The organism is Streptococcus lishijunsis, from assembly GCF_047290665.1.
Taxonomy (GTDB): Bacteria; Bacillota; Bacilli; order Lactobacillales; family Streptococcaceae; genus Streptococcus.
The window spans coordinates 172245-194379 of the sequence record NZ_JBLBUC010000001.1; the positions used below are offsets into that span (position 1 = coordinate 172245).

Sequence of the window (22135 nt, forward strand, 5' to 3'; positions counted from 1 at the left end):
AAATACATCAAGGAGAATGAATTTGCAAGATTATTCTGTTGAGGTTGCTCTTAATCATCCAGATGATATGATGAGTCTGTTTGGGAGCAATGAACGTCATTTAAAATTACTAGAAAAAGAATTAGACGTGATTATCCACGCTAGGCTAGAGCGTGTTCAAATCATTGGGGACAAGGAGGCGGTTACTCAAGCGAGTTTGGTGATTCAGGCGCTCCTTGTCCTTGTCGGACGTGGCATGCTCATCAATACCTCTGATGTCGTTACGGCACTTAATATGGTCAACCAAGATGCTATTGATAAATTTGTAGCGCTTTACGAAGAAGAAATCATCAAAGATAGTTATGGTAAACCCATTCGTGTAAAGACCTTGGGGCAGAGGACCTATGTCGATAGCGTCAAAAATCATGATATCGTCTTTGGTATTGGTCCTGCTGGGACAGGAAAGACCTTTTTGGCGGTGACTTTAGCCGTGACGGCCCTAAAGCGTGGACAGGTCAAGCGTATCATTCTGACACGTCCAGCAGTGGAAGCTGGTGAGAGCTTAGGTTTTTTACCAGGGGATTTAAAGGAAAAGGTTGATCCTTATCTACGTCCAGTCTATGATGCGCTTTATCAGATTCTAGGGAAAGAACAAACGACACGCTTGATGGAGCGTGAGATTATCGAAATTGCCCCTTTAGCTTATATGCGTGGGCGGACCTTAGAAGATGCGTTTGTTATTTTAGATGAGGCGCAAAATACAACTATCATGCAAATGAAAATGTTTTTGACACGTCTAGGTTTTAATTCTAAAATGATTGTCAACGGGGATAGCAGTCAGATTGACCTTCCTAAAAATGTCACCTCGGGCTTAATAGACGCTAGTCGTAAGTTACAAGGGATTAAGGAAATTGATTTTGTGTATTTATCGGCTAAGGATGTTGTGCGTCATCCTGTCGTAGCTGATATCATCAAGGCTTATGACTCTAAAAGTAAGGATGAGCCTGATGTGAAGACAGATAAGAAGAATCAAGATTTTGCTGAGTATCAAGTGATTGAACACACTCATCTTGATCCTAAAAAAGACTTATAACGTATGAAAAGAGGGTATCTATCCCTCTTTTAGTATAAAAAATGCTCATAAAATGGTATAATAGAGCTAACATCAGACTTGGAATGTGAGATTGATTATGTATGTAGAAATGATTGATGAAACAAAAAGCGTTTCAGAAGACATCAAAAAGCAAACCCTTGATTTATTAGCTTTTGCTGCTCAAAAGACAGGTAAAGAAGATAAGGAGATGGCAGTCACTTTTGTTGATAACAAAAGAAGTCATGAATTAAACTTAGCTTATCGTGATACCGATCGTCCGACAGATGTGATTAGCCTAGAATATAAACCAGAAGCCTCTATCGTAGTGGCCAAGGAAGATCTAGAAGCTGATGAGGACCTAAAGGAGATGTTGGCTGAGTTTGACACTTATATTGGTGAGCTTTTTATCTCTGTGGATAAAGCACACGAGCAAGCCAAAGAATATGGGCATTCATTTGAGCGGGAGATGGGCTTTTTAGCAGTGCATGGTTTTTTGCACATCAACGGCTACGACCACTATACTCCTGAGGAAGAAAAAGAGATGTTTACACTACAAGAAGAGATTTTGAGTGCCTATGGACTTACACGACAATAACCAACGAAAATGGAAAAACCGCGATTTGATTACCAGTATGGAATTTGCCATTACTGGTATTGTGACAGCTTTTAAAGAGGAGCGCAATATGCGTAAGCACCTCTTATCAGCGGTTTTAGTGATGATTGCAGGATTGATTTTTCAAGTATCGCTGATAGAGTGGCTCTTTTTGTTCTTGAGTATTTTTTTGGTGATTACGTTTGAGATTATCAATTCGGCCATTGAAAATGTAGTTGACTTGGCAAGTGGCTATCATTTTTCGCTATTGGCAAAAAATGCAAAAGATATGGCTGCAGGAGCGGTTTTAGTCATCTCAGGATTTGCTCTTGTGACAGGCTTGCTGATTTTTGTACCCAAAATTTGGCAGCTTATCTTTAATTAGATTTTAAAGTGGAAAGGATAAGGGATTTGTTATCCCCTTAAAATATATGTTTAAATCAGGTTTTGTGGCGATTTTAGGTCGTCCAAATGTAGGAAAATCAACGTTTTTAAATCACGTCATGGGGCAAAAAATTGCGATTATGTCTGATAAAGCACAGACAACTCGCAATAAAATCATGGGAATTTACACGACAGATAGTGAACAAATTGTTTTTATTGATACGCCAGGTATCCATAAGCCCAAAACGGCTTTAGGGGATTTTATGGTGGAGTCAGCTTACAGTACGCTTCGAGAGGTTGATACGGTTCTCTTTATGGTGCCAGCTGACGAGGCACGTGGTAAGGGCGATGATATGATTATTGAGCGCCTAAAGGCTGCTAAAGTGCCTGTTATTTTGGTTATCAATAAGATTGATAAGGTTCATCCAGATCAACTATTAGAGAAAATCGATGATTTCAGAGCACAGATGGACTTCAAAGAAGTCGTGCCTATCTCTGCTCTCCAAGGCAATAACATCGAGACCTTATTAGCTATCTTAAGTGATGGATTAGAAGAAGGTTTTCAATATTTTCCAGCTGAGCAAATCACTGACCATCCAGAGCGCTTTTTGGTTTCAGAGATGATTCGTGAGAAGGTACTTTTATTGACACGTGAGGAAATTCCGCATTCTGTAGCAGTCGTGGTCGATGAAATGAAGCGTGACGAAGAGACAGATAAAGTCCATATCCGAGCGACTATTATGGTGGAGAGAGATAGTCAAAAGGGTATCGTCATCGGTAAAAAAGGAGCTATGCTTAAGAAAATTGGAAGTCTTGCTCGCCGTGATATCGAGTTGATGCTTGGAGATAAAGTCTTTTTAGAGACTTGGGTGAAAGTCAAAAAGAACTGGCGTGATAAAAAATTAGATTTAGCTGATTTTGGCTATCGTCAAAAAGATTATTAAAAAAGGCTGTAAAGCCTTTTTTTGTATGCTTTCAAAATGTGCTAGATTAAAATGAGAAATAAATGACTAGATTATGAAAAATAAATTATATAATTATTAGACAAAAAGGAGGATTTAGTATAGAATATTAGATAATGATTTGTGAGAAAACGCTTGCTTAGATAAGAGAAGGAGGAAAGATGTTCTCAACGCAAAAGGTCAAACGCATGTTATACGTCTGTGCGATGACGATGCTTTTTTTAGCAGGGGCCTTAGGCATGTTTAGTGTCAGTGCTAGGGCTGATAATAGCAACGCTGCACCGACTATCAAAAAAACGATTCATAAGCTAGAGGGTGATGATGATTATCAATTACGCCTGAGTTTGATTCCAAGTAGTACGACGATAACGACCAGTCATCCATTAGATGTCATCTTTATAGCGGATACCTCAGGAAGTATGCGAAATGCCTTGCTAGGTACTAAGCTGAGTCGTTTAGATGTTTTAAAGGAAACCTTGCAGACAGAGGATGGTTTGATTGATAGCCTTTTAGGTAATGGTGACAATCGCTTTTCTCTAGTCAGCTTTGCAGGGCAAAAGAATGATACGGCTTATAGTAGTGCTAGTGTTGTTACTGATTGGACAAGTGATGTCACACAAGCTAAGAGTGGTGTTAACACACTACAAACCTGGTCAGGTCGGCAAACCAACCTTCAAGCTGGTCTGTATAGAGCTAATCAACTGGCTGCCAAAAAGCGAGAAGATGCCAAGTTAGTTGTCATTCTTCTCACAGACGGTGCAGCAAATATGTACTGTGATGATCAGGGTAACGCTCATTACGATGATGATGATAAAGCTAACATCCAAGCAGGGATTAAACAGGAAATCAATCACTTAAGTTCGTCTTTAAATGGCTTTTATTCGATTAACTTTTCAAATGGCTCATCAAACTTAGAAACCATTCATAGTTACCTATCCAATTTAGAAGCTCAAGCGATTTACCGTCCGATCAATCAAGCCCAACTTTTAGAGGCACTAGGTAGTATTACGAATAACATCCTTGAGCTCAACTATAAGGATGTGACCATTACCGATGTCTTAAGCGATTATGTGATGTTAATGCCAGATGGAGCTGAAAATAGCCATGTGGTTAGGATAAAAGATGGCGTAGAAACTGTTTTAGATAGTAGCCAGGTAAGCATTAGCACCCAAAGTAATAGCCAAGGTAAGGTAGAAGTTCATGCGACGTTTGCGGATAATTATCAAATGGACAGCCAATCCATGTACGAATTACGCTTTAATGTGACGATTAGTCAGTATGGACAGGACTACTTTGCTGATCATCCTGAGCTGACTAATCTACCTTCAAATGACAGTGCTAAGGTGACCTATACGTATGATAATACTAGCTATGAGCAGACCTATCCTGATGAGCCTGTGGTAGAGCCGACACGTTTAAGTGCTCCTATTGAGATTATTTGGGAGACTTATGACGAGAGCCAGATTCCAGATAGTGTTGATGCGGCATTGACAAAAGATGGGACAGAGGCTATCTATCGTGATGTCAGCGTGACTAAAGAAAACTGGCAATCTAGCTTTAATCATCTGGCTAAGGGACATGAGTATGAGTTAGTGATTTCAGATATTGAGGGTTTCACCAAAACGGTCGAAAATCTCGGAAGTAGCGCACAACCGTCTTACCGAGTGACTTATCGCCAACTGCCTAGCCTACTAATCACAAAACACCTAGAAGGAGAAAGTAGTGATAAGGCGTTTACGATTTTGATTGAGGCTAGTCACCAAGGACAGGGGCTAAATGGGGAGTATGGGGGCATTTCTTTTGTGGATGGCAAAGCTAGTCTTAGCCTAAAAGCAGGTGAGACCCAAAAAATAGAACATTTACCCTTAGAGACAAGCTATCATGTCAAAGAAGCAGATGAGTCAGCAGCTGGCTATGAGGTGAGTTATGATCAAGCCGATGGTGTCCTAGTATCTCAACAAAAAACAGTCACTATTACCAATCGGTTATTGCCACAGTTAAGTCTGACGAAAACAGTTGTCGGAGAGAATGGTGATAAGTCTAAGCCATTTACCATGACCTTGTCGCTAAAGGACAAAGATGGACAAGCTCTTACAGGAGATATTGAGCTCTTTCGAGATGATAAGTGTGAAAAAGTGTCGTTGAAAGATGGTAGCGCTCAAATCTCCCTCAAGCATAATGAGACAGTGACGATTAAACACTTAGCGTTTGGGACTCAGTATGCGGTTGTAGAAGATAGTGAGAGTAGCTATGGTTATCAAGTCAGCTATGATAATGCCACAGGGACCTTAGATAGCAATCAAGCTGTTCAGATTACTAACACTATGCCAGATATCGTCAGCACAGGTACTAAGCATCACTCCAAATCTTCTGGATTATTGATAGCGGTATCAAGTGTGGTAGGACTTCTTGTTCTTGTTTGTATTATCATTAGAAAGATAGGCATGAGACGATGATGAGAGATAACAAGACTAGGCTTAGGACTAAAAAAGCTACGGTTTGGTCAGATCTAGCTCATCTCTTTGGCAAAATGGCTCTTGTCGGTCTTTTGCTAGCACTTATTTATTACTTTTTATTTGGATTGGTACGCTATGGTGACAATAGCATGACACCAGCTATCAAAAATGGTGATTTAGTGCTTTATTATCGCTTGGATAAGCAGTATCAAGTCGGTGAATTAGCAGCTTATACTTATCAGGATAGGCTTGTCATTGGGCGCGTGGTAGCAACAGGCGGAGATAAGGTAGATATTACTGATAAGGGCTTAGTTATCAATGGTGCATTGCAGCAAGAAGATGAGCTTATCGGAGAGACACTGCCGTATGAGAAAGGCATCACCTTTCCCTTGACGGTTCCTAAAAATCATATCTTTGTTTTAGGTGACAATCGTAACCAAGCGACAGATAGTCGCATCTTTGGGACGATAGCTTTGGAGGATACAGATGGAAAGGTGGTGATGTTTTTGAGACGACGTGGCTTTTAACATGTATTGAATTCTGAAAACAACATAATATGATAAGGAGTAGTTTAGTTATGAATATGTCAACATCACAGTTAATCAAACGTACCAGTGCTGGTCTGATGACAGCTGCAGCTGTCTTAGCTATGGCAACTGCCAGTCCAGCTGTTTTGGCTGAGGTTAAGCATGATGCCGTTGAGATTACCAAAACACTCAACGCTGCTGAAGGGGTGACCCTTCCTAGTGCTACGTTTAGTTTTTACTTTACAGGGGTGGGAACTGCTAGCGTCCCTCTAACGGATTATCCAGATTTATCGCCTGTTAGCGTTTCTTTTACAGGAGCAGATACAGAGACTGATTATCAGACTGGTGCTGTCAGCAAGATAACAGAGGACATCTTTAAAGATGTTGATTTTACAAGGACAGGTGAGTATGTCTATAAGGTTAAAGAGGTGACTGATAAGACTACTGATAGTCAGCTAAATTCAGGATTTACTCCGAATGATCCATCAGATAGTAGCACAGGGACTTATACCGATAAGATGATTTGGGATGAGACGACTTATGAGATGCACGTCATCGTCAAAGATGATGGAGACGGTAAGTATATCTCTTCAGTCTATTTCACTAAAGAAGGTGAGACAGAAAAAGTGGATTCGCTCTCCTTTAGCAATACTTACATCAAAGAAGCTGGTAAAAACCCAGGAGCTAACAACGAACTGTCTTCTTTTGATATTTCAAAAGTTGTGACAGGTGAGTTTGCGGATAAGTCAAAAGATTTCTCATTTTCACTGACTTTTACAACACCAAGTAATGAAAGTGTCCGTGAAGCGATAGCTGGTACCTACACCGCTCAAGTCAAGACCAAAGATGCAGCTGGCAATACCATCGATGTTGCTGATAAAGTGTATCAGTTAACACTTGATAAGGATACTAAAACAGTGACTTTGGATTTTACTCTTAAAGCAGGTGAATTCTTAGACTTTGCTAGCCTTCCATCAGGGCTTCGCTATACCTTGGTCGAAGATGGTACTATCAATTATCTCCCATCAGCACTTGTGGTTGAAAATAGCGAGACAAATAGTGCTAATGAATATAAAGGAACCTTATCACAAACGCTAGAGTTGACCAATAATAAAGGTGGCTTCTTGATTGGACAACACGATAATTCTGTGGCCGTGACCAATGCTTATGAGGATAATAACGTGACGGCAACTGGCTTTTTGGTTAAAAACTTACCATTTGCTGTGATGATTGTACTAGGTGCGACAGCCTTTATCGTCTTTGCTAAAAAGAAGCGTAATCGTTAATCAATAGCTTATGGCCATGAGAAACCAAAAGATGAGCTGGAACAGGCGCTTAGTAGCTCTGCTAGATAGCTTATTTAGTCAGTTGATGTTGTGCCTAGCTGCTCTGGTCTTTGCCTTTGGTTGTTATGCCCTTTGGGATTCTAGAGAAGTCGGGCGTAGGGCATCGTCTTCTTATTACCAAACTTATAAGCCTACCAGTATTCAACAAGAGGACAATCTGGATTCCTTTTCAGCGTTTGAGCGCCTAAGGCAACTGAATAAAGATGTCTTAGGTTGGCTTAATCTTTATGGCACCCAAATTGACTATCCTTTATTACAGGCAAGTGATAATGACACTTATCTCAACAAAGATGCTAAGGGAGAGTTTAGCGTAACAGGAGCACTTTTTCTCGATTATCGTAGTAGTCCTTACTTTGATGATTTTAATACGATTATTCATGGGCATCATGTTGAGGATGGGGTCATGTTTGGGGATCTGGATAAGTTTAGGGAGCAGGCTTTTTTTGAGGCACATCGTTATGGTAGCATTTATTATAATGGTGCTGAAAAAGGTCTTGATATCATTGCAGCTATAGATGTTGACGCTTATGATACGACGGTTTATCAGCCAGGGATTTACGGAGCAGACAATCGTCTAACTTATTACCATCATCTACTCTCTAAAAGTCTCCATAAGCGTGATGTTACTCTATCAGCCAATGACCAACTTATTTTGATGAGTACTTGCTTTTTAGAAAAAGCTAATGGCAGGACGCTTTTACTGGCCAAGGTGAGCGATACTGTCGTCTCCAATCCTTTTGCTAAGAGTGATGACGACGTTTTCCCTTATTACTTATTTGGGAAGTCAACGCTAGGACAGCTATTACGAAGTATTCCTTTGGTTATCTGGTATCTCATTATTGTAGGCTTGTTGATGATGATTATCCTTTTGCTGTTTGTACTTGGTCGCTATCTCAAAAGAGCTAAAAGGCAGCAAAAACCGTAAAACAACTAAGGGCTTCTCTTAGTTGTTTTAGTGGTTTAGTATCTGATAAAGGAGGTTTGAGGTGAGTGCTCTTTGGAAAATCATAAGTGTGATAAGCTTATGTTTCTTGCTTGGTAGGTCTGATGTGTCAGCTAGTGCTCTACAGAAGGCTGATCTGCTAAGTGTTAGTGATCGCTCAGGCTTTTCGGAGCTAAAACGTATCAATTCTGAGCTTGTGGGGTGGTTGAGTATCTATGGGACTCAGATTGACTATCCTTTGGTGCAGACAACAGACAATCAAAAATACCTATCGATGGATGCTACAGGTAGGGCTAGTAGCACTGGTGCTGTTTTTTTAGATTACCGTAGTCAAGCTAATTTTGAGGATTTCAATACTATTATCTACGGGCATCATGTCCCGACAGGTGAGGTGTTTGGGCAGATTAAGTCTTTTTGTGATGAGACTTTTTTCAAGGAGCATGCTTACGGTAGCCTTTATTACAACGGTGTTGAAAAAGGATTGGAGATTTTTGCGATTTTAGAGGTTGATGCTTATGATGAAGCTATTTATCAGATAAATGTTGATAAAAGTAAGCGCAGTAGTTATTATAGCTACCTTCTCTCTAAAGCTGTCCAAAAACGTCCTATCAGCTTATCAGCAGAGGATCACATCGTTTTGATGAGTACTTGCTATACAGAAGTTACTAATGGGCGTCATATTTTACTGGCTAAGATAACAGATACACCTCAAAAAGATACCTTTGAGAAAGCCCGTAATCCCTCAAAGACCAAGGACTCCAGCTCAGCTTTGAGTAATTTTTACCAAAGACTAAGGCATATCAAAAGCATTGATAGATGGATACAAAAGCTTGAGCAAGTACCATTGTGGCTTTTGTGGGTGATAAGTCTTGTTTTAGGCTTGATGCTCATTGTTTTGATAGGTTTGGTGCTTTATTTACGACGACAATTAAGGAGAATAGATGTATAATAAACGACAATGGATGACAGTGTTGATGCTGTCTAGCTTGGTTTTGCCTTCGTTGACAGGAGTAGTCTCTGCCAACGAGCTGACGAGTGAAGATAGTGTGGTGAGCATTTCTAAAGATGATAATGTAGAAGTGGACATGCCCATGGATGATGGCAGTAGAGAGGAGAGCCCTGCTATTGGTGGTGACAGTCTCGATGAAAGCTCCAAAGAGCCTTCACTAGACTCAGATGTCACAGAGCCTTCTATTGGTGAGTCACAACCTTCTGTTGATGAGGCTAACCAAGAGTCTAGTGAGACAAAAGAGGAAGCTGCTAGCCAAGAAGGTAGTCTTTTACGCCCTAGCTTGTCCTACCCTACTGTCAACTCCCCTATCTTAGAAGAAAAGGTTACTGATAGTGACGAGGACAGCTTGGAGCAGGCTTTTTTACCGAGCTCGGTTTCTTCTCAACTGTATGTCAATAAATGGTCAACAGGAGATGCTTATACGCACAATCTTTTGACACACCGCTACGGTATCACGGCTGAGCAGCTAGATGGTTTTTTGGAGACGACAGGAATTGCTTATGACAAGGCACGTATCAATGGCGAGAAGCTATTAGCCTTTGAGGAGGCAAGTGGTATGGATGTGAGAGCGATTGTCGCTATTGCGATCGCAGAGAGTGCCTTGGGAACGCAAGGAGCAGCCGTAGAAGGTGCCAATATGTTTGGCTATGGTATTTTTGAGAAATCAAGTAGTCAAGAAGCGATGTTAACTGATGAGGAGGCTATCTGTGCCTTGGTGGAGACCACGATTATCAACGAAAAGAATACCAGCTTTAAGCGTCAAGACGACAAGGCAAGGTTATTAGCCTTAGGGCAATTGGATGTCGCTAGTGAAGGGGGTATTTATTTTTCTGATACGTCTGGAACAGGTAAGCGTCGCTCAGAGATTATGGAATCTTTAGATGACTGGATTGACAGTCATGGAGGGACACCTGAGATACAGCCGACTGATCTGATAAATGCTGGTATCTCACTAAGCGACTTACCAGAAGGGTATCACTTATCTAAAGCTATTGATGCGTCTTGCTATACGGTCTCGTCTTATCCTTATGGTCAATGTACTTGGTATGCTTACCATCGTGCGCGTGAGTTAGGCTATAGCTTTGATGCTTATATGGGAAATGGTGCTGATTGGCAGTATAAGTCAGGCTATGAGACGACACGTGAGCCAGCAGTAGGTTATGTCGTTTCTTTTTTACCAGGTCAAGCAGGTGCAGATGCTCAGTATGGTCATGTTGCCATTGTTGAGGCGGTGAATCCTGATGGCTCTATCCTTATCTCAGAGTCAAATGTCATGGGGCTTGGTAGGGTATCTTATCGCATTTTTAGTGCTCAAGAAGCTAAAACATTAAGCTATGTTATTGGACATAGCCTGACATAGTTCTTTATCATGGTAAGAGCTCTTACCATGATTTTTCGTGTTTTCATGGTCTTAGCCGTGTGAAAGAGATGATTTTATGGTAAAATGAAATCATAGAATGTCTAGAGGCGAGAGTGCAGATGCGCTCTCTTGTTTCTTGATAAGGTCATACGATTCAAAGGAGAGTTATGCCAGAATTACCAGAAGTTGAAACTGTCCGACGAGGGCTTGAGCATCTTATTGTAGGGCGCCGTATCACAGATGTTATAATCAAAGTACCAAAGATGGTTAAGTATGATAGTCAATTGTTTTGTGAAAGCTTGATAGGTCAAGCGTTTCGAGCTATTTTACGACGGGGAAAATACCTTCTCTTTGAGCTTGACGAAGGTGTGGTGGTATCGCATCTTCGTATGGAGGGCAAATACCATTTATTTAAGGATGATGTGCCTCAAAATAAGCATTTTCATCTCTTTTTTCATTTGGATGATGGCTCGACCTTAGTGTATCAAGATGTTCGGAAGTTTGGGACCTTTGAATATCTGAAAAAAGCAGAGCTAGATGCTTATTTTACCAAGAAAAAGCTAGGTCCAGAACCGACTAATCACGATTTTGATGAAGAGGCATTTAGAGACGCTTTGAGCCGTTATCGAAAACCGCTCAAGTCCTTGCTGTTAGATCAGACCTTGGTTGTTGGTCTAGGCAATATCTATGTGGATGAGGTGCTATGGGCAAGCCAGCTCCATCCCCAGCGAGCAGCCAACAGCCTCTCTAGAGAAGAAGCGCATCATCTTCATGAAGAGATTATCCGTATTTTACAGCTTGCTGTGGATAAGGGAGGCTCTACCATTAGGACTTATAAAAATGCTTTAGGAAAAGATGGGACAATGCAGAATTATTTGCAGGTCTATGGCAAAACAGGTGAGCCTTGTCCTCGTTGTGCTAGTCCTATCGAAAAAATCAAAGTAGGAGGGAGAGGGACGCATTTTTGCCCGTCCTGTCAAAAGCGATGACACGATTGATTGGTATCACAGGAGGGATAGCATCTGGAAAATCTACGGTTACAAGCTTGATCAAGCAAGCAGGTTATACAGTGATTGATGCAGATAAGCTGGTGCATGACTTGCAGCAAAAAGGTGGCAGACTGTATAATGCCTTACTAGAGCAGTTTGGTCGCGGGATTTTAGCAGAAAATGGTGAGCTAGATCGCCCTAAGCTTGCTCAATTGATTTTTTCAGATGAGGCTAAAAGAAGGCTATCAAACCAAGTACAAGATGATGTGATTAAGAGTGCTTTAGCAAACGAACGTGATAAGGCTATGGCAAGGATTAGCGATGTTGTGTTTATGGATATTCCCTTGCTGATTGAAAAAGGCTATGTAAGCTGGTTTGATGAGATTTGGCTGGTTAGTCTTGATGAAGACAAGCAGCTAGAGCGCCTGATGAAGCGTAATCACTATAGCTTATCAGATGCCAAACAACGTCTTAAAAGTCAGATGATACTGTCTGAAAAGCGCCCTTATGCCAGCCACATGATTGACAATAACGGGACTAAAAGTGAGTTAGAAGCGCTTGTCAAAGCAGAGTTACTTCGGTTAGATAAATGGATAGAAAGCACGAGGTGATTGGCTATGGCAAGACAAGATATCAATTGGCGGTTTAATTTAGTGATTGCTTGGTTGGGTAGTTTTTTTACAGGGGCCAGCTTTTCCTTGGTCATGCCTTTTATGGCTCTTTATGTCGAGGAGCTTGATGCCCCGTCAGATAAGGTAGCGCTCTATGCAGGACTTGCGGTCGCTTTATCTGCCCTAGCCTCAGCCCTTGTCTCTCCTATATGGGGGCGTTTGGCAGATCGTTATGGTCGAAAGCCCATGATGGTGCGCGCTAGCTTTGCTATGACCGTGACTATGGGAGGTTTAGCCTTTGTGCCAAATGTTTACTGGCTTTTGCTACTGAGGATTTTAAACGGTTTATTTGCTGGTTATGTCCCTAATGCGACTGCCTTAATCGCTTCGCAGGCACCAAAAGAACATTCAGGCTACGCTTTAGGCACCTTAGCAACAGGTGTGACAGCTGGTAGTCTCATTGGACCTCTTCTAGGTGGTTTGTTAGCTCAATGGCTAGGAATTAGGAATGTCTTTTTAGTGGTGGGGGCTCTATTGTTACTGTGTAGTTTATTGACCTTAGTTGCCATCAAAGAAGATGTCAACGTCACAGAAGCAAAAGATGTCATGCCGACACGAGATGTTTTTAGAGAAGTGAGCAATCGTCATATCCTAGTTGGGCTTTTTGTGACCAGTATGATTATCTACCTATCAGCACAATCCATCTCGCCGATTTTCCCCCTTTATGTAAGGCATCTAGGGCAAAGAGATCATCTTATCTTTACCTCAGGGCTTATCGTGTCTGCTATGGTTTTTTCTAGCATGCTTAGCAGCTCTAGCTTGGGAAAATTAGGAGATCGTATTGGCAATCATAGGCTACTTTTGCTAGCGCTAGCTTACAGTTTTATAATGTATCTATGTTGTGGTTTAGCAAGGACGCCACTTCAGCTAGCTATACTACGCTTTTATTATGGCTTTGGGACAGGTGCTTTGATGCCAAGTGTCAATTCACTCTTAAGTAAGATGAGCCCGAAGGAGGGCATTTCGCGTATTTTTAGCTATAATCAAACGTTTAGCTATCTAGGGCAAGTGTTGGGACCTATGGTAGGCTCAAGTGTGGCAAATGGCTTTGGTTATCGCTCTGTTTTCTTTGTAACTGCGGCCATTGTGTGTTGTAATTTGATATGGAGTTTGCTCAATTTTAGACATTATCTAACCGTTAGGGAGATCACATGAGAGTTAAGATACATTTAAAGTGCACCTCTTGTGGTAGCACCAACTATTTAACCAGTAAAAATAAACACAATCATCCTGAAAAAATCCAAGTACCCAAGTACTGCCCTAAGGAGAGAAAAGTCACCCTACATATTGAATCTTAGGGGCTTTTGTGGTACAATTGGTTGTGATTAGTGTGGAGGACAAAACATGTATAATTTACTATTGACCTTGCTCTTGGTTTTATCAGCCATTATCATTATTGCTGTATTTATGCAACCCCAAAAAAATCCAAGTAGCAATGTCTTTGATAGCAGTGGTTCAGAAGCCCTTTTTGAGCGTAGCAAGGCACGAGGATTTGAAGCCTTTATGCAACGTTTGACAGCCATTTTGGTTTTCTTCTGGCTGGCGATTGCACTGGCGCTTGTCCTATTATCAAGTAAGTAAAAAGTGAGCTTGACCCTTGTCTAGCTCCTTTTTTATCCATACGCCACAAGAGATATAGAAATGAGACGAGATGAAACAAAGGATTATTGATTATTTAAATGAAAAAGGTAAAAGTAGCGTCAATGACCTTGCTACTAGCCTAGAGATGACAGGAAGCAAAGCCTTTCCAAAATTGATTAAGGAGGTGTCTTATCTAGAGAGCAAGGGACAGATTCGTTTTGATAAGGAAGGACAGCTATCTTTGCGTCCTCAAAAAGCTAAAAAAGAGCAGGTCACTATTCAAGGTATTTTTCGTGCTAATAAGGCGGGTTTTGGTTTTTTAACCGTTGATGATGATGAAGAGGATATGTTTATCGGCAGAAGTGATGTGGGCTATGCTGTTGATGGTGACGTCGTTGAGGTTATCATTAAAAAACCAGCCAATCGCCTAAAAGGAACAGCGGCCGAAGCTAAAGTTGTAGGTATTGTGGAGCGGAGTCTAAAGACCGTTGTCGGCAAATTTGTCCTAGACGATGAGCGTCCACAATATGCTGGTTATATCTTATCGAAAAATCAAAAAATCACTCAGAAAATCTACATTAAAAAAGAGCCTGTTGTCCTTGATGGAACAGAGATCATCAAGGTTGATATTGATAAGTATCCAAGTAAACACTATGATTATTTTGTCGGTAGTGTCCGTGATATTATCGGACATAAGGATGATGTGGGTATTGATGTTCTTGAAGTCTTAGAATCAATGGATATTGTCTCTGCCTTTCCAGAAGATGTCCTAGAAGAAGCCAATCAGATTCCTGAAAGACCTAGTGAGAAGGATTTGATTGGGCGAGTTGATCTACGTCAAGAGACAACGTTTACGATTGATGGAGCAGATGCTAAGGATTTGGATGATGCGGTTCATATTAAGCTACTTTCTAATGGGCATTTTGAGTTGGGCGTTCATATTGCTGATGTCTCATACTATGTCACAGAAGGCTCCAAACTAAATCGTGAGGCTCTGAAGCGTGGGACTTCAGTGTATGTGACTGACAGAGTTGTTCCTATGCTTCCAGAGCGCTTGTCAAATGGGATATGCTCTCTTAACCCGCAGGTGGACCGCTTAACACAGTCTTGCTTGATGGAGATAGACAGAAAAGGTCGTGTGGTGGATTATCAGATTTGCCAATCAGTGATTAAGACGACCTTTAGGATGACTTATAGTGATGTCAATGCGATTATCGCAGGTCATAAAGAGTTAATGGCAGAGTATGAGCCTATTGTAGATAGTATTCATTATATGGTGGCTCTACATAAGATCTTAGAGAACATGCGCACTCATAGAGGAGCTCTTAATTTTGATACACAGGAAGCTAAGATTATCGTCGATAAACGAGGCGTACCTGTGGATATTCAATTGCGTGAGCGTGGTATAGCGGAGCGGATGATTGAATCATTTATGTTAGCAGCTAATGAAACGGTTGCTGAGCATTTTGCTAAGGCTCACCTTCCCTTTATTTACCGTATCCACGAAGAACCTAAGGCTGAAAAACTGCAAAAGTTTATGGATTATGCGAGCCTTTTTGGGATTGGTATCAGAGGGACAGCGACTAAGATTAGCCAGTCAGCCCTGCAAGACTTTATGACAAAAGTCGAAGGTAAGCCAGGTAGCGACGTTTTATCAATGATGTTGTTACGTTCGATGCAACAAGCTAGGTATTCAGAGCATAATCATGGGCATTATGGGCTAGCAGCTGATTACTATACGCATTTTACTAGCCCTATTAGGAGATATCCTGATTTACTGGTACACCGCATGATCAGAGAGTATCATCACAATAAAGCCCTTAGCGAGCATTTTAGTGCTATTATCCCAGAGATTGCCAAGGAAAGCTCTAGCTTAGAGCGTCGTGCAATTGATGCTGAGCGTATGGTTGAGGCGATGAAAAAGGCTGAGTATATGGAAGAGCATATCGGAGAGAGCTTTGATGCGATCATCTCAAGTGTCGTCAAATTTGGTCTTTTTGTGGAGTTGCCAAATACTATCGAGGGGCTTATCCATATCACTACCTTACCTGAGTTTTATCAGTACAATGAGCGTACCATGTCGCTACAAGGTGAGAAGTCTGGCAAGGTCTTTCGTGTTGGTCAGCCTATTCGGGTGACGCTGACACGAGCAGACAAGGAGACAGGTGATATTGATTTTGCTTATGTGGCTAGTGATTTTGATGTGATTGAAAAAGTAGCTAAACCATCAAAAAACCGAAAGAAATCGCGTCAAGAAAAGCGTCGCAAACCGACTTCTGAGGGCCACAAAAAGCCTAAGAAAGCTTTTTACAAAGGGATAAAAAAGAAGAAAGCTAAAGGAAATAAGTAGAAGGACCAGCAAAGCTGGGCAAGGTGAATCATGGCAAAGGAAAAAGATAATGTTCTTGCCCAAAATAAAAAGGCAAGACATGATTACACAATTGTAGAGACCATTGAGGCAGGGATAGTATTGACAGGAACGGAAATCAAGAGTGTCCGAGCTAGTCGTATCACTTTAAAAGACGGCTATGCACAAATAAAAAATGCAGAAGCTTGGCTTGTTAACGTCCATATCACTCCTTATGAGCAAGGCAATATCTGGAATCAAGATCCTGAGCGTATGCGAAAGCTTTTGCTTAAAAAACGTGAGATTGCTCATCTGGAAAAAGAACTTAAAGGAACAGGGATGACCTTAGTGCCTCTCAAGGTTTATCTTAAAAATGGATTTGCAAAAGTCTTATTGGGGCTTGCTAAAGGGAAACATGACTATGATAAGCGTGAGTCAATTAAGCGCCGTGACCAAAATCGTGATATAGCCCGTCAGATGAAAGCCTTTAATAGTCGTTAAGAAAAAGCTTGAGATTATCTCAAGCTTTTTAGCGTTTTTCTTTGATAATATAGCTAGGGCGTTTTTTCGTTTCGGTAAAGACCTTAGCGAGATATTTTCCGATGATACCAAGACACAAGAGTTGGATACCACCGATAAAGAGGATGATAGAGACAGTACTTGCCCAACCTGAGACAGGATCATTGAAAAGAAGTTTTCGTATCACGATAAATAAAATAGCAATAAAAGAGACCACAAAGCTAAGCGTTCCAATCCATGTTGCGATACTTAGAGGCATTTCAGAGAAATTGACAAAACCATCCATGGAATATTTCAAAAGGCTAAAGAAGCTCCAGCTAGTCTCACCAGCTACACGCTCACGATTCTCAAATTCAATGTAGCAGACGTTAAAGCCAACCCAAGAAAAGATACCTTTTGAAAAACGATTGACTTCTTCTAAAGAGAGAATACTATCTGTGACTTGACGTGTCATCAGTCGAAAATCACGCGCACCATCGACCATCTCGGTATCTGAGACACGATTGATGAGCTTGTAAAAGAGTTTGGAGAAAAAGGAGCGAATAGGTGGCTCACCTTTACGATCGGAGCGACGCGTCCCAACGACATCATATCCTTCTAAGATTTTAGCATACATCTCAGGCAAAAGCTCAGGAGGATCTTGCAGATCAGCGTCCATCACGGTCACCAAATCACCAGTAGCGGCCTCTAGGCCTGCTAATAGCCCAGCTTCTTTTCCGAAATTACGTGAAAAAGAGAGATAGTGGACGTTTTCGTAAGTATCAGCTACTTGGCGAAGTACCTCTAGGGTTTTGTCTTTAGAGCCATCATTGACAAAGATATACTCAAATGATAATTGGTCAGCCAATTGCGCTTCAACAGCTTTAGTTGCATCTAAGAAGGGATGTATCGTTTCTTCTTCGTTATAACAAGGGACAACAATAGATAGTAAGGTCATCACTTTTTCCTTTCAAGGCATTTTACTCCATTTTACCATAAAAAAGGAAGACTCAAAAGAATAAATGTCAGCAATCATTCTCAAATGTGTTATAATAAATAGGATATAATAACACTACTGGAGATGATTATGTTTGATAACATGTCTAAGCGCTATCAGCAGTTGGCAAACTGGCAAAAAGCTGGGCTTATAGGTCTGGCTATTTGCTTGTTTTCGCTAGCTTTGCTATTGCCGCAGCTAAAAACAGGCTCTGTGATTGCAGGAAGTGATTTTCTCTTTCATTACAATCGTTTTTATGAAACCGCTGAGCAGCTAAAAACGGGAAATTTTAGCTATTTTATATCACTTTATGGCTTTAGTGGCTCAGCTCGTATTGTCAATGCGCTATATGGACCTTACTTTGCTTATGTGCAAGGCTTTATTTTGCTGTTAAGTAAGACTTGGTATGGTTATCAGCTCGTATCACGTTTTTTAGTGGCGAGTTTAGCTGGTTTTTCGATGTATGCACTCTTGAGACGGGTGGCGATCAGGCGACGTACGTCTTTATTAGTAGCTCTTTTGTTTATGACGACCTTCTCTATTCAATATTGGAGCTACCGTCAAGGATTTAGTAGTTGGGGAGCAGCTCTTATGCCTTGGTGCTTGATTCCAGCCATTGATTTTTTAAAGACAGGTCAAGTCAAGGTACTACGTTTAGCTATAGCAGTAGCCCTAATGACACAAGTCCATATGCTTAGCGCTTTTATGCTGATTCTCATGTACTTACCGTTTTATCTTTATGGGTTTATCAAAAGTCAAGAAAAAGTGCAGGTTATTCTAAAAGGGCTTTTGGCAGTCGTCTTATGTCTGCTGCTTAGCGCCAATATCTGGGCTGCTATGATACAAGTGGCTGGTCACAATACCTTAGTTCAGCCCTTCATCAACGCTAAACTCTATATTATGACAGTTAATCAGCGTAGTATTGAGTGGCTGATTACCCCACTACCATTACTGTTTATACTGTTGTATGCCTTATCTTTTAGCTTTAGGCATTGGCGACATTATGATGGGCTTTTAAGAGTGACTACGGCTACCTTTTTTATGTTCTTAGTGCTCTCAAGTAGCATCTTTCCTTGGTATGAGGTCAATAAGCTTCAGCTAGGTTTGGTCAATTTGATTCAGTTTCCATTTCGATTGTTCATTCCAACGACGATTTTACTGTTATTATTGATGGCTTTAATCATTGAGCGTTATTTTGAGCGTAAGCACGCACGCTTTTTATTATGTTTGTTGCTCTTAGCTACTAGTTTTGCTTATGGTCAAACCTATAAGCAATCTATGGCGAAAATCAATATTAGTCGTCCTGTTAAAAATGGAAAACACCAGTTTGTCTTAGGCACTAATGCTCAGGTGCGTGAGAGTTTTCATAGTCAAGATTTATCTGATTTATTGAATGTAGTCGTCAAATCTACACCTGATTATCTCCCTATGCAAAAGGGCAATACAGAAAACAAATATAATCTCTATGAAAAACATGTCCTAGCCAATCGTACAGCTTTTCAAGAAGAGCAAGTAGGAGACAGTTTACGTGTGACATGGACAGCAGATAAAGCAGGCAAGGTGGATTTACCTATTGTCAAATATAGAGACACAAGGTTGGTTTTAAATGGCAAGGAGCTGACGTCTAGTGATTATAGCCAGACGGGTATAGGGACAGTCAGTGTGATGCAGAAAGCTGGCGAAAACACGTTGGAAGTGACCTATCGTGTGAGCTGGTTGCCATATTTGTTAGTCGCTAATGGCTTTATGTGGTTACTATGTTTGTTTTATTGCCTCTATCAGAAATTAAAAAAAGCGTAAGAAAAATCCTTCACAAAAGTGAAGGATTTTTTTAAAAACGTTTTAGACTGATGACCTCAATCTTATAGCCATCTGGGTCTGTAATAAAGTAGTACATCTTAGGACGGCCAGGAAGTCCTGATAAGTCAGTGATAGGGTAGCCTGCTGCTTGATGCTTGCGGTGACTGTCTTCTAAATCTTCTACCCCAACAGCGATATGCCCATAGCCATTGCCTAAATCATAAGCTTCATGGTTATAGTTATAGGTTAGTTCTAATTCATAATTGGGGTCGTCTTCTAGTGCTAAGTAAACCAAGGTAAATTGGTGCTCAGGAAAGTCATTGCGACGTACTTCCTTAAAACCTAGTGCTTTTTGGTAAAAATCAAGTGATGCTTCTAAGTCTTTCACACGGATACAAGTATGTAAAAATGGCATAATATCTCCTTTTTAGAGTTGATTGCTATTCACCCAGCTAATAACGGTGTTTCTCTCTTTTTTATGGCGTGGGTGTTTGGGGTTATGTTTGCGGTAGCCAAAAGATACCATACATGAGATGGCTTCTTTGTCAGGGTTGATAAGCTGATGGTTGGCTAAAATCGTGTTGACTTTTGCATAGTTGAAACCTTCAATAGGACAGGAATCAATCCCGATTAGTCGTGCAGTGCTTATCATATTGGCAAGAGCGATATAGGTTTGTTTACTGGCCCAATCCCAGAGGTATCTTTTATCAGCCGAGATACCCATATCGGTAGTCTGAAAGGTCTTGTAGCGCTTGAGGCGCTCTGCTATTTGACTCTCATCTAAGCCACGGCGCTCAAGGCTATCTTTGACGTTTTCGCTATCATAAGCTACCTCTTTTTGAGCAAGTAAGAGGACAAAGTGACTGGCGCTCTCTAGTTGAGGGACAGCTCCCCAAGAAACGTCTTTTAGCTCTTTGGCAAGCTTTTTGATACTAGGGCGATCAAGTACAATAAAGCGCCAAGGTTCAAGTCCTATGGAAGAAGGGCTTTGCCAAGCAGCGTCTAAAATAAAGTCCATATCGCTTTTAGGAATAGCTTTGTCATTATAGCGGCGAATGGAGACGCGGTCTTGATAAATCTCTTTGAGGAGGTCTTTGGATAATGATTTAGTCATAGTATCTCCTTGGTTATTAGAAGCTTGTTAGCCTTCAAAATAACGTAATTCCTTTGGTGTCTGTGTAAATGGTTTGAAGCCGTCTTTATCGACATAGCCACAATCTTCGATACGCACGCCAACCTTACCAGGAATATAGATGCCAGGCTCAATGGAGAAGCACATACCTTCTTCGATGATGAGGTCGTTACCTTCCATGATAGAGGGATATTCATGGACATCCATACCAATACCGTGACCAAGGCGATGATTGAAGTACTCTGCGTAGCCCGCTTTTTGGATGACATCTCTAGCTGCCTTATCAATCTCACAAGCTCGAACACCAGGTTTGACAAAGTCTTGGGCAGTGAGCTGAGCCTCTAGGCAAAGCTCATAGATGTCTTTTTTAAATTGGTCAGGCTGACCTACGGCAACGGTACGTGTCATATCTGAAGCGTAGCCTTTATACATGACACCTAAGTCAAAGAGCAAGAGTGCATTGTTTTCAATCCTATTTTTAGAGGGTTCACCATGAGGGTCAGCAGCGTTGTTGCCTGTAAGGACCATAGTATCAAAGCTCATTTTTTGAATGCCTTGCGCTTTCATACCAAACTCGATTTCAGCTAAAATATCAGTCTCTGTCTTAGCGAGTGAAATCGCCTCAAAGCCGATATTGACAGCTTTGTCGGCATAATCACCAGCGATAGTCATGGTTTTAATCTCATCTGCTGACTTGATCAAGCGCATCTGCTGAATAAAGGGTGTTAGATTCTCAAAGCGACCCGCAAATACAGATTCTAAACCTTTGAATTTGCTGACGTTAAGATGATCAAATTCAGCGAAAATACGCTTAGCACCTAGAAAAGGGAGTTGTTTGGTTAGGACCTCCCAAGGATTTTGAGCATCAAAATAACCAATGACAGAAAAAGGTAGCTGACGACTGGCTTTTTCAAGCTCCAGACTAGGGACGAAAATGACTGGCTCATAATCAAGATAGACAAACAAGAAGAGTTGGCGCTCATGCGGATCACACGAAAAGCCAGTGAGGTAATTGATTGTCACAGGATCAGAGAGGACAGCAAGACTAGCTTCTTTTGAGGCTAGATAAGATCTTAATTGAGCGATTTTAGACATAAATACCTTCTTTCTGTCTACTATTTTTTCAAAAAAAATAGGAAAAATCAAGTCTTTAGAGGGGAGAAACGTTAAAAAAAATGATTTTGCCAAGTCATATTGACAGCTTTTAGATATTTGTCTAAAAAAGATATAAAAGGTAGCTGAGTGTCTTTTAGGTAGAAAGTGTCAATCCCTTGCTACAAGCGATTTGACAGCTTCATCAAGAAAAGTGACAAATTTTCCAAAAAAATTAAGCCAAACACTTGAAAGCGTTTATAATTCATGTTAGAATTTTAGTGAAAGCGGAGTTTTCAAATGGAGAATAGCTAAGTCTATTGTAAATAATAAATAGATTTTCACATACATGAGAAGAAAGGATAAGAATTGCT

General features: G+C 40.9%; 22 protein-coding genes. 18 read left to right on the forward strand and 4 right to left on the reverse strand.

The genetic code is table 11. From position 1 onward, the window contains the following. Positions 1-22 precede the first annotated feature (22 nt). The 17 genes from ACLN19_RS00920 to smpB all read left to right on the forward strand — a co-directional run bounded on the left by ACLN19_RS00920 (position 23) and on the right by smpB (position 16743). The gene (locus tag ACLN19_RS00920; protein WP_413382280.1) at positions 23-1072 is read left to right on the forward strand and encodes a PhoH family protein; all 1050 of its coding nucleotides are present in this window, start codon (positions 23-25) and stop codon (positions 1070-1072) included. 97 nt (positions 1073-1169) lie between these two features. Then, entirely contained in the window at positions 1170-1667 is a 498-nt protein-coding gene (gene ybeY / locus ACLN19_RS00925; protein WP_413382104.1) for an rRNA maturation RNase YbeY, read from the forward strand. Further along, the gene (locus ACLN19_RS00930) at positions 1648-2049 is read left to right on the forward strand and encodes a diacylglycerol kinase family protein (protein WP_413382107.1); all 402 of its coding nucleotides are present in this window, start codon (positions 1648-1650) and stop codon (positions 2047-2049) included. Before ybeY ends, ACLN19_RS00930 begins: the two co-directional genes overlap by 20 nt. Before the next feature lie 46 nt (positions 2050-2095). Continuing rightward, positions 2096-2992: a GTPase Era gene (gene era / locus ACLN19_RS00935; protein ID WP_413382110.1), complete on the forward strand. Its 897-nt coding sequence runs from the start codon at positions 2096-2098 to the stop codon at positions 2990-2992. Between the two features lie 179 nt (positions 2993-3171). Then, on the forward strand, positions 3172-5466 hold the full coding sequence (locus tag ACLN19_RS00940) for a vWA domain-containing protein (protein WP_413382113.1): 2295 nt from the start codon (positions 3172-3174) through the stop codon (positions 5464-5466). Continuing rightward, positions 5466-5993 (forward strand): signal peptidase I, encoded by a 528-nt coding sequence (lepB, locus tag ACLN19_RS00945; protein ID WP_413382116.1) that lies wholly within the window; start codon positions 5466-5468, stop codon positions 5991-5993. The genes ACLN19_RS00940 and lepB overlap by 1 nt, the downstream gene beginning before the upstream one ends. 50 nt (positions 5994-6043) lie before the next feature. Then, entirely contained in the window at positions 6044-7279 is a 1236-nt protein-coding gene (locus ACLN19_RS00950) for a DUF7601 domain-containing protein (RefSeq protein ID WP_413382119.1), read from the forward strand. Between the two features lie 31 nt (positions 7280-7310). Then, entirely contained in the window at positions 7311-8264 is a 954-nt protein-coding gene (gene srtB / locus ACLN19_RS00955) for a class B sortase (protein ID WP_413382122.1), read from the forward strand. A 124-nt stretch (positions 8265-8388) separates the two neighbouring features. Then, positions 8389-9231, forward strand: coding sequence for a class B sortase (gene srtB / locus ACLN19_RS00960; protein ID WP_413382125.1), 843 nt, complete (start codon positions 8389-8391; stop codon positions 9229-9231). Further along, on the forward strand, positions 9224-10654 hold the full coding sequence (locus ACLN19_RS00965) for a CHAP domain-containing protein (RefSeq protein WP_413382128.1): 1431 nt from the start codon (positions 9224-9226) through the stop codon (positions 10652-10654). The genes srtB (ACLN19_RS00960) and ACLN19_RS00965 overlap by 8 nt, the downstream gene beginning before the upstream one ends. 167 nt (positions 10655-10821) lie before the next feature. After that, complete coding sequence (gene mutM / locus ACLN19_RS00970) at positions 10822-11643, forward strand: DNA-formamidopyrimidine glycosylase (protein WP_413382131.1); 822 nt, start codon at positions 10822-10824, stop codon at positions 11641-11643. Next, positions 11640-12254 (forward strand): dephospho-CoA kinase, encoded by a 615-nt coding sequence (coaE, locus tag ACLN19_RS00975; protein ID WP_413382134.1) that lies wholly within the window; start codon positions 11640-11642, stop codon positions 12252-12254. Before mutM ends, coaE begins: the two co-directional genes overlap by 4 nt. Before the next feature lie 6 nt (positions 12255-12260). Next, complete coding sequence (locus ACLN19_RS00980; RefSeq protein ID WP_413382137.1) at positions 12261-13469, forward strand: MFS transporter; 1209 nt, start codon at positions 12261-12263, stop codon at positions 13467-13469. Further along, positions 13466-13612, forward strand: a complete 147-nt coding sequence (gene rpmG, locus ACLN19_RS00985; RefSeq protein ID WP_413382140.1) for a 50S ribosomal protein L33 — start codon at positions 13466-13468, stop codon at positions 13610-13612. The genes ACLN19_RS00980 and rpmG overlap by 4 nt, the downstream gene beginning before the upstream one ends. Before the next feature lie 46 nt (positions 13613-13658). Then, positions 13659-13895 carry a preprotein translocase subunit SecG gene (gene secG / locus ACLN19_RS00990; RefSeq protein ID WP_413382143.1) on the forward strand — a complete coding sequence of 79 codons (237 nt, stop codon included), beginning with the start codon at positions 13659-13661 and terminating at the stop codon, positions 13893-13895. Between the two features lie 70 nt (positions 13896-13965). Beyond that, positions 13966-16245 (forward strand): ribonuclease R, encoded by a 2280-nt coding sequence (gene rnr / locus ACLN19_RS00995; protein ID WP_413382145.1) that lies wholly within the window; start codon positions 13966-13968, stop codon positions 16243-16245. Positions 16246-16275: 30 nt separating this feature from the next. After that, positions 16276-16743 carry an SsrA-binding protein SmpB gene (smpB, locus tag ACLN19_RS01000; RefSeq protein WP_413382148.1) on the forward strand — a complete coding sequence of 156 codons (468 nt, stop codon included), beginning with the start codon at positions 16276-16278 and terminating at the stop codon, positions 16741-16743. A 28-nt stretch (positions 16744-16771) separates the two neighbouring features. Here smpB and ACLN19_RS01005 read toward each other — a convergent pair whose 3' ends face one another. Continuing rightward, the gene (locus ACLN19_RS01005; RefSeq protein WP_413382151.1) at positions 16772-17698 is read right to left on the reverse strand and encodes a glycosyltransferase family 2 protein; all 927 of its coding nucleotides are present in this window, start codon (positions 17696-17698) and stop codon (positions 16772-16774) included. 129 nt (positions 17699-17827) lie between these two features. Here ACLN19_RS01005 and ACLN19_RS01010 point away from each other — a divergent pair, with 129 nt between their 5' ends. Then, entirely contained in the window at positions 17828-19537 is a 1710-nt protein-coding gene (locus tag ACLN19_RS01010; RefSeq protein ID WP_413382154.1) for a hypothetical protein, read from the forward strand. 31 nt (positions 19538-19568) lie between these two features. Here ACLN19_RS01010 and gloA read toward each other — a convergent pair whose 3' ends face one another. From gloA to ACLN19_RS01025, 3 genes are read right to left on the reverse strand one after another with little or no spacing between them, the layout of a single operon-like run. Then, entirely contained in the window at positions 19569-19952 is a 384-nt protein-coding gene (gene gloA, locus ACLN19_RS01015; protein WP_413382157.1) for a lactoylglutathione lyase, read from the reverse strand. 12 nt (positions 19953-19964) lie between these two features. Next, a complete protein-coding gene (locus tag ACLN19_RS01020; RefSeq protein WP_413382160.1) occupies positions 19965-20651 on the reverse strand; it encodes an NAD(P)H-dependent oxidoreductase in 687 nt (228 codons plus the stop codon). 27 nt (positions 20652-20678) lie between these two features. Then, on the reverse strand, positions 20679-21764 hold the full coding sequence (locus ACLN19_RS01025) for a M24 family metallopeptidase (RefSeq protein ID WP_413382163.1): 1086 nt from the start codon (positions 21762-21764) through the stop codon (positions 20679-20681). Positions 21765-22135 lie beyond the last annotated feature (371 nt).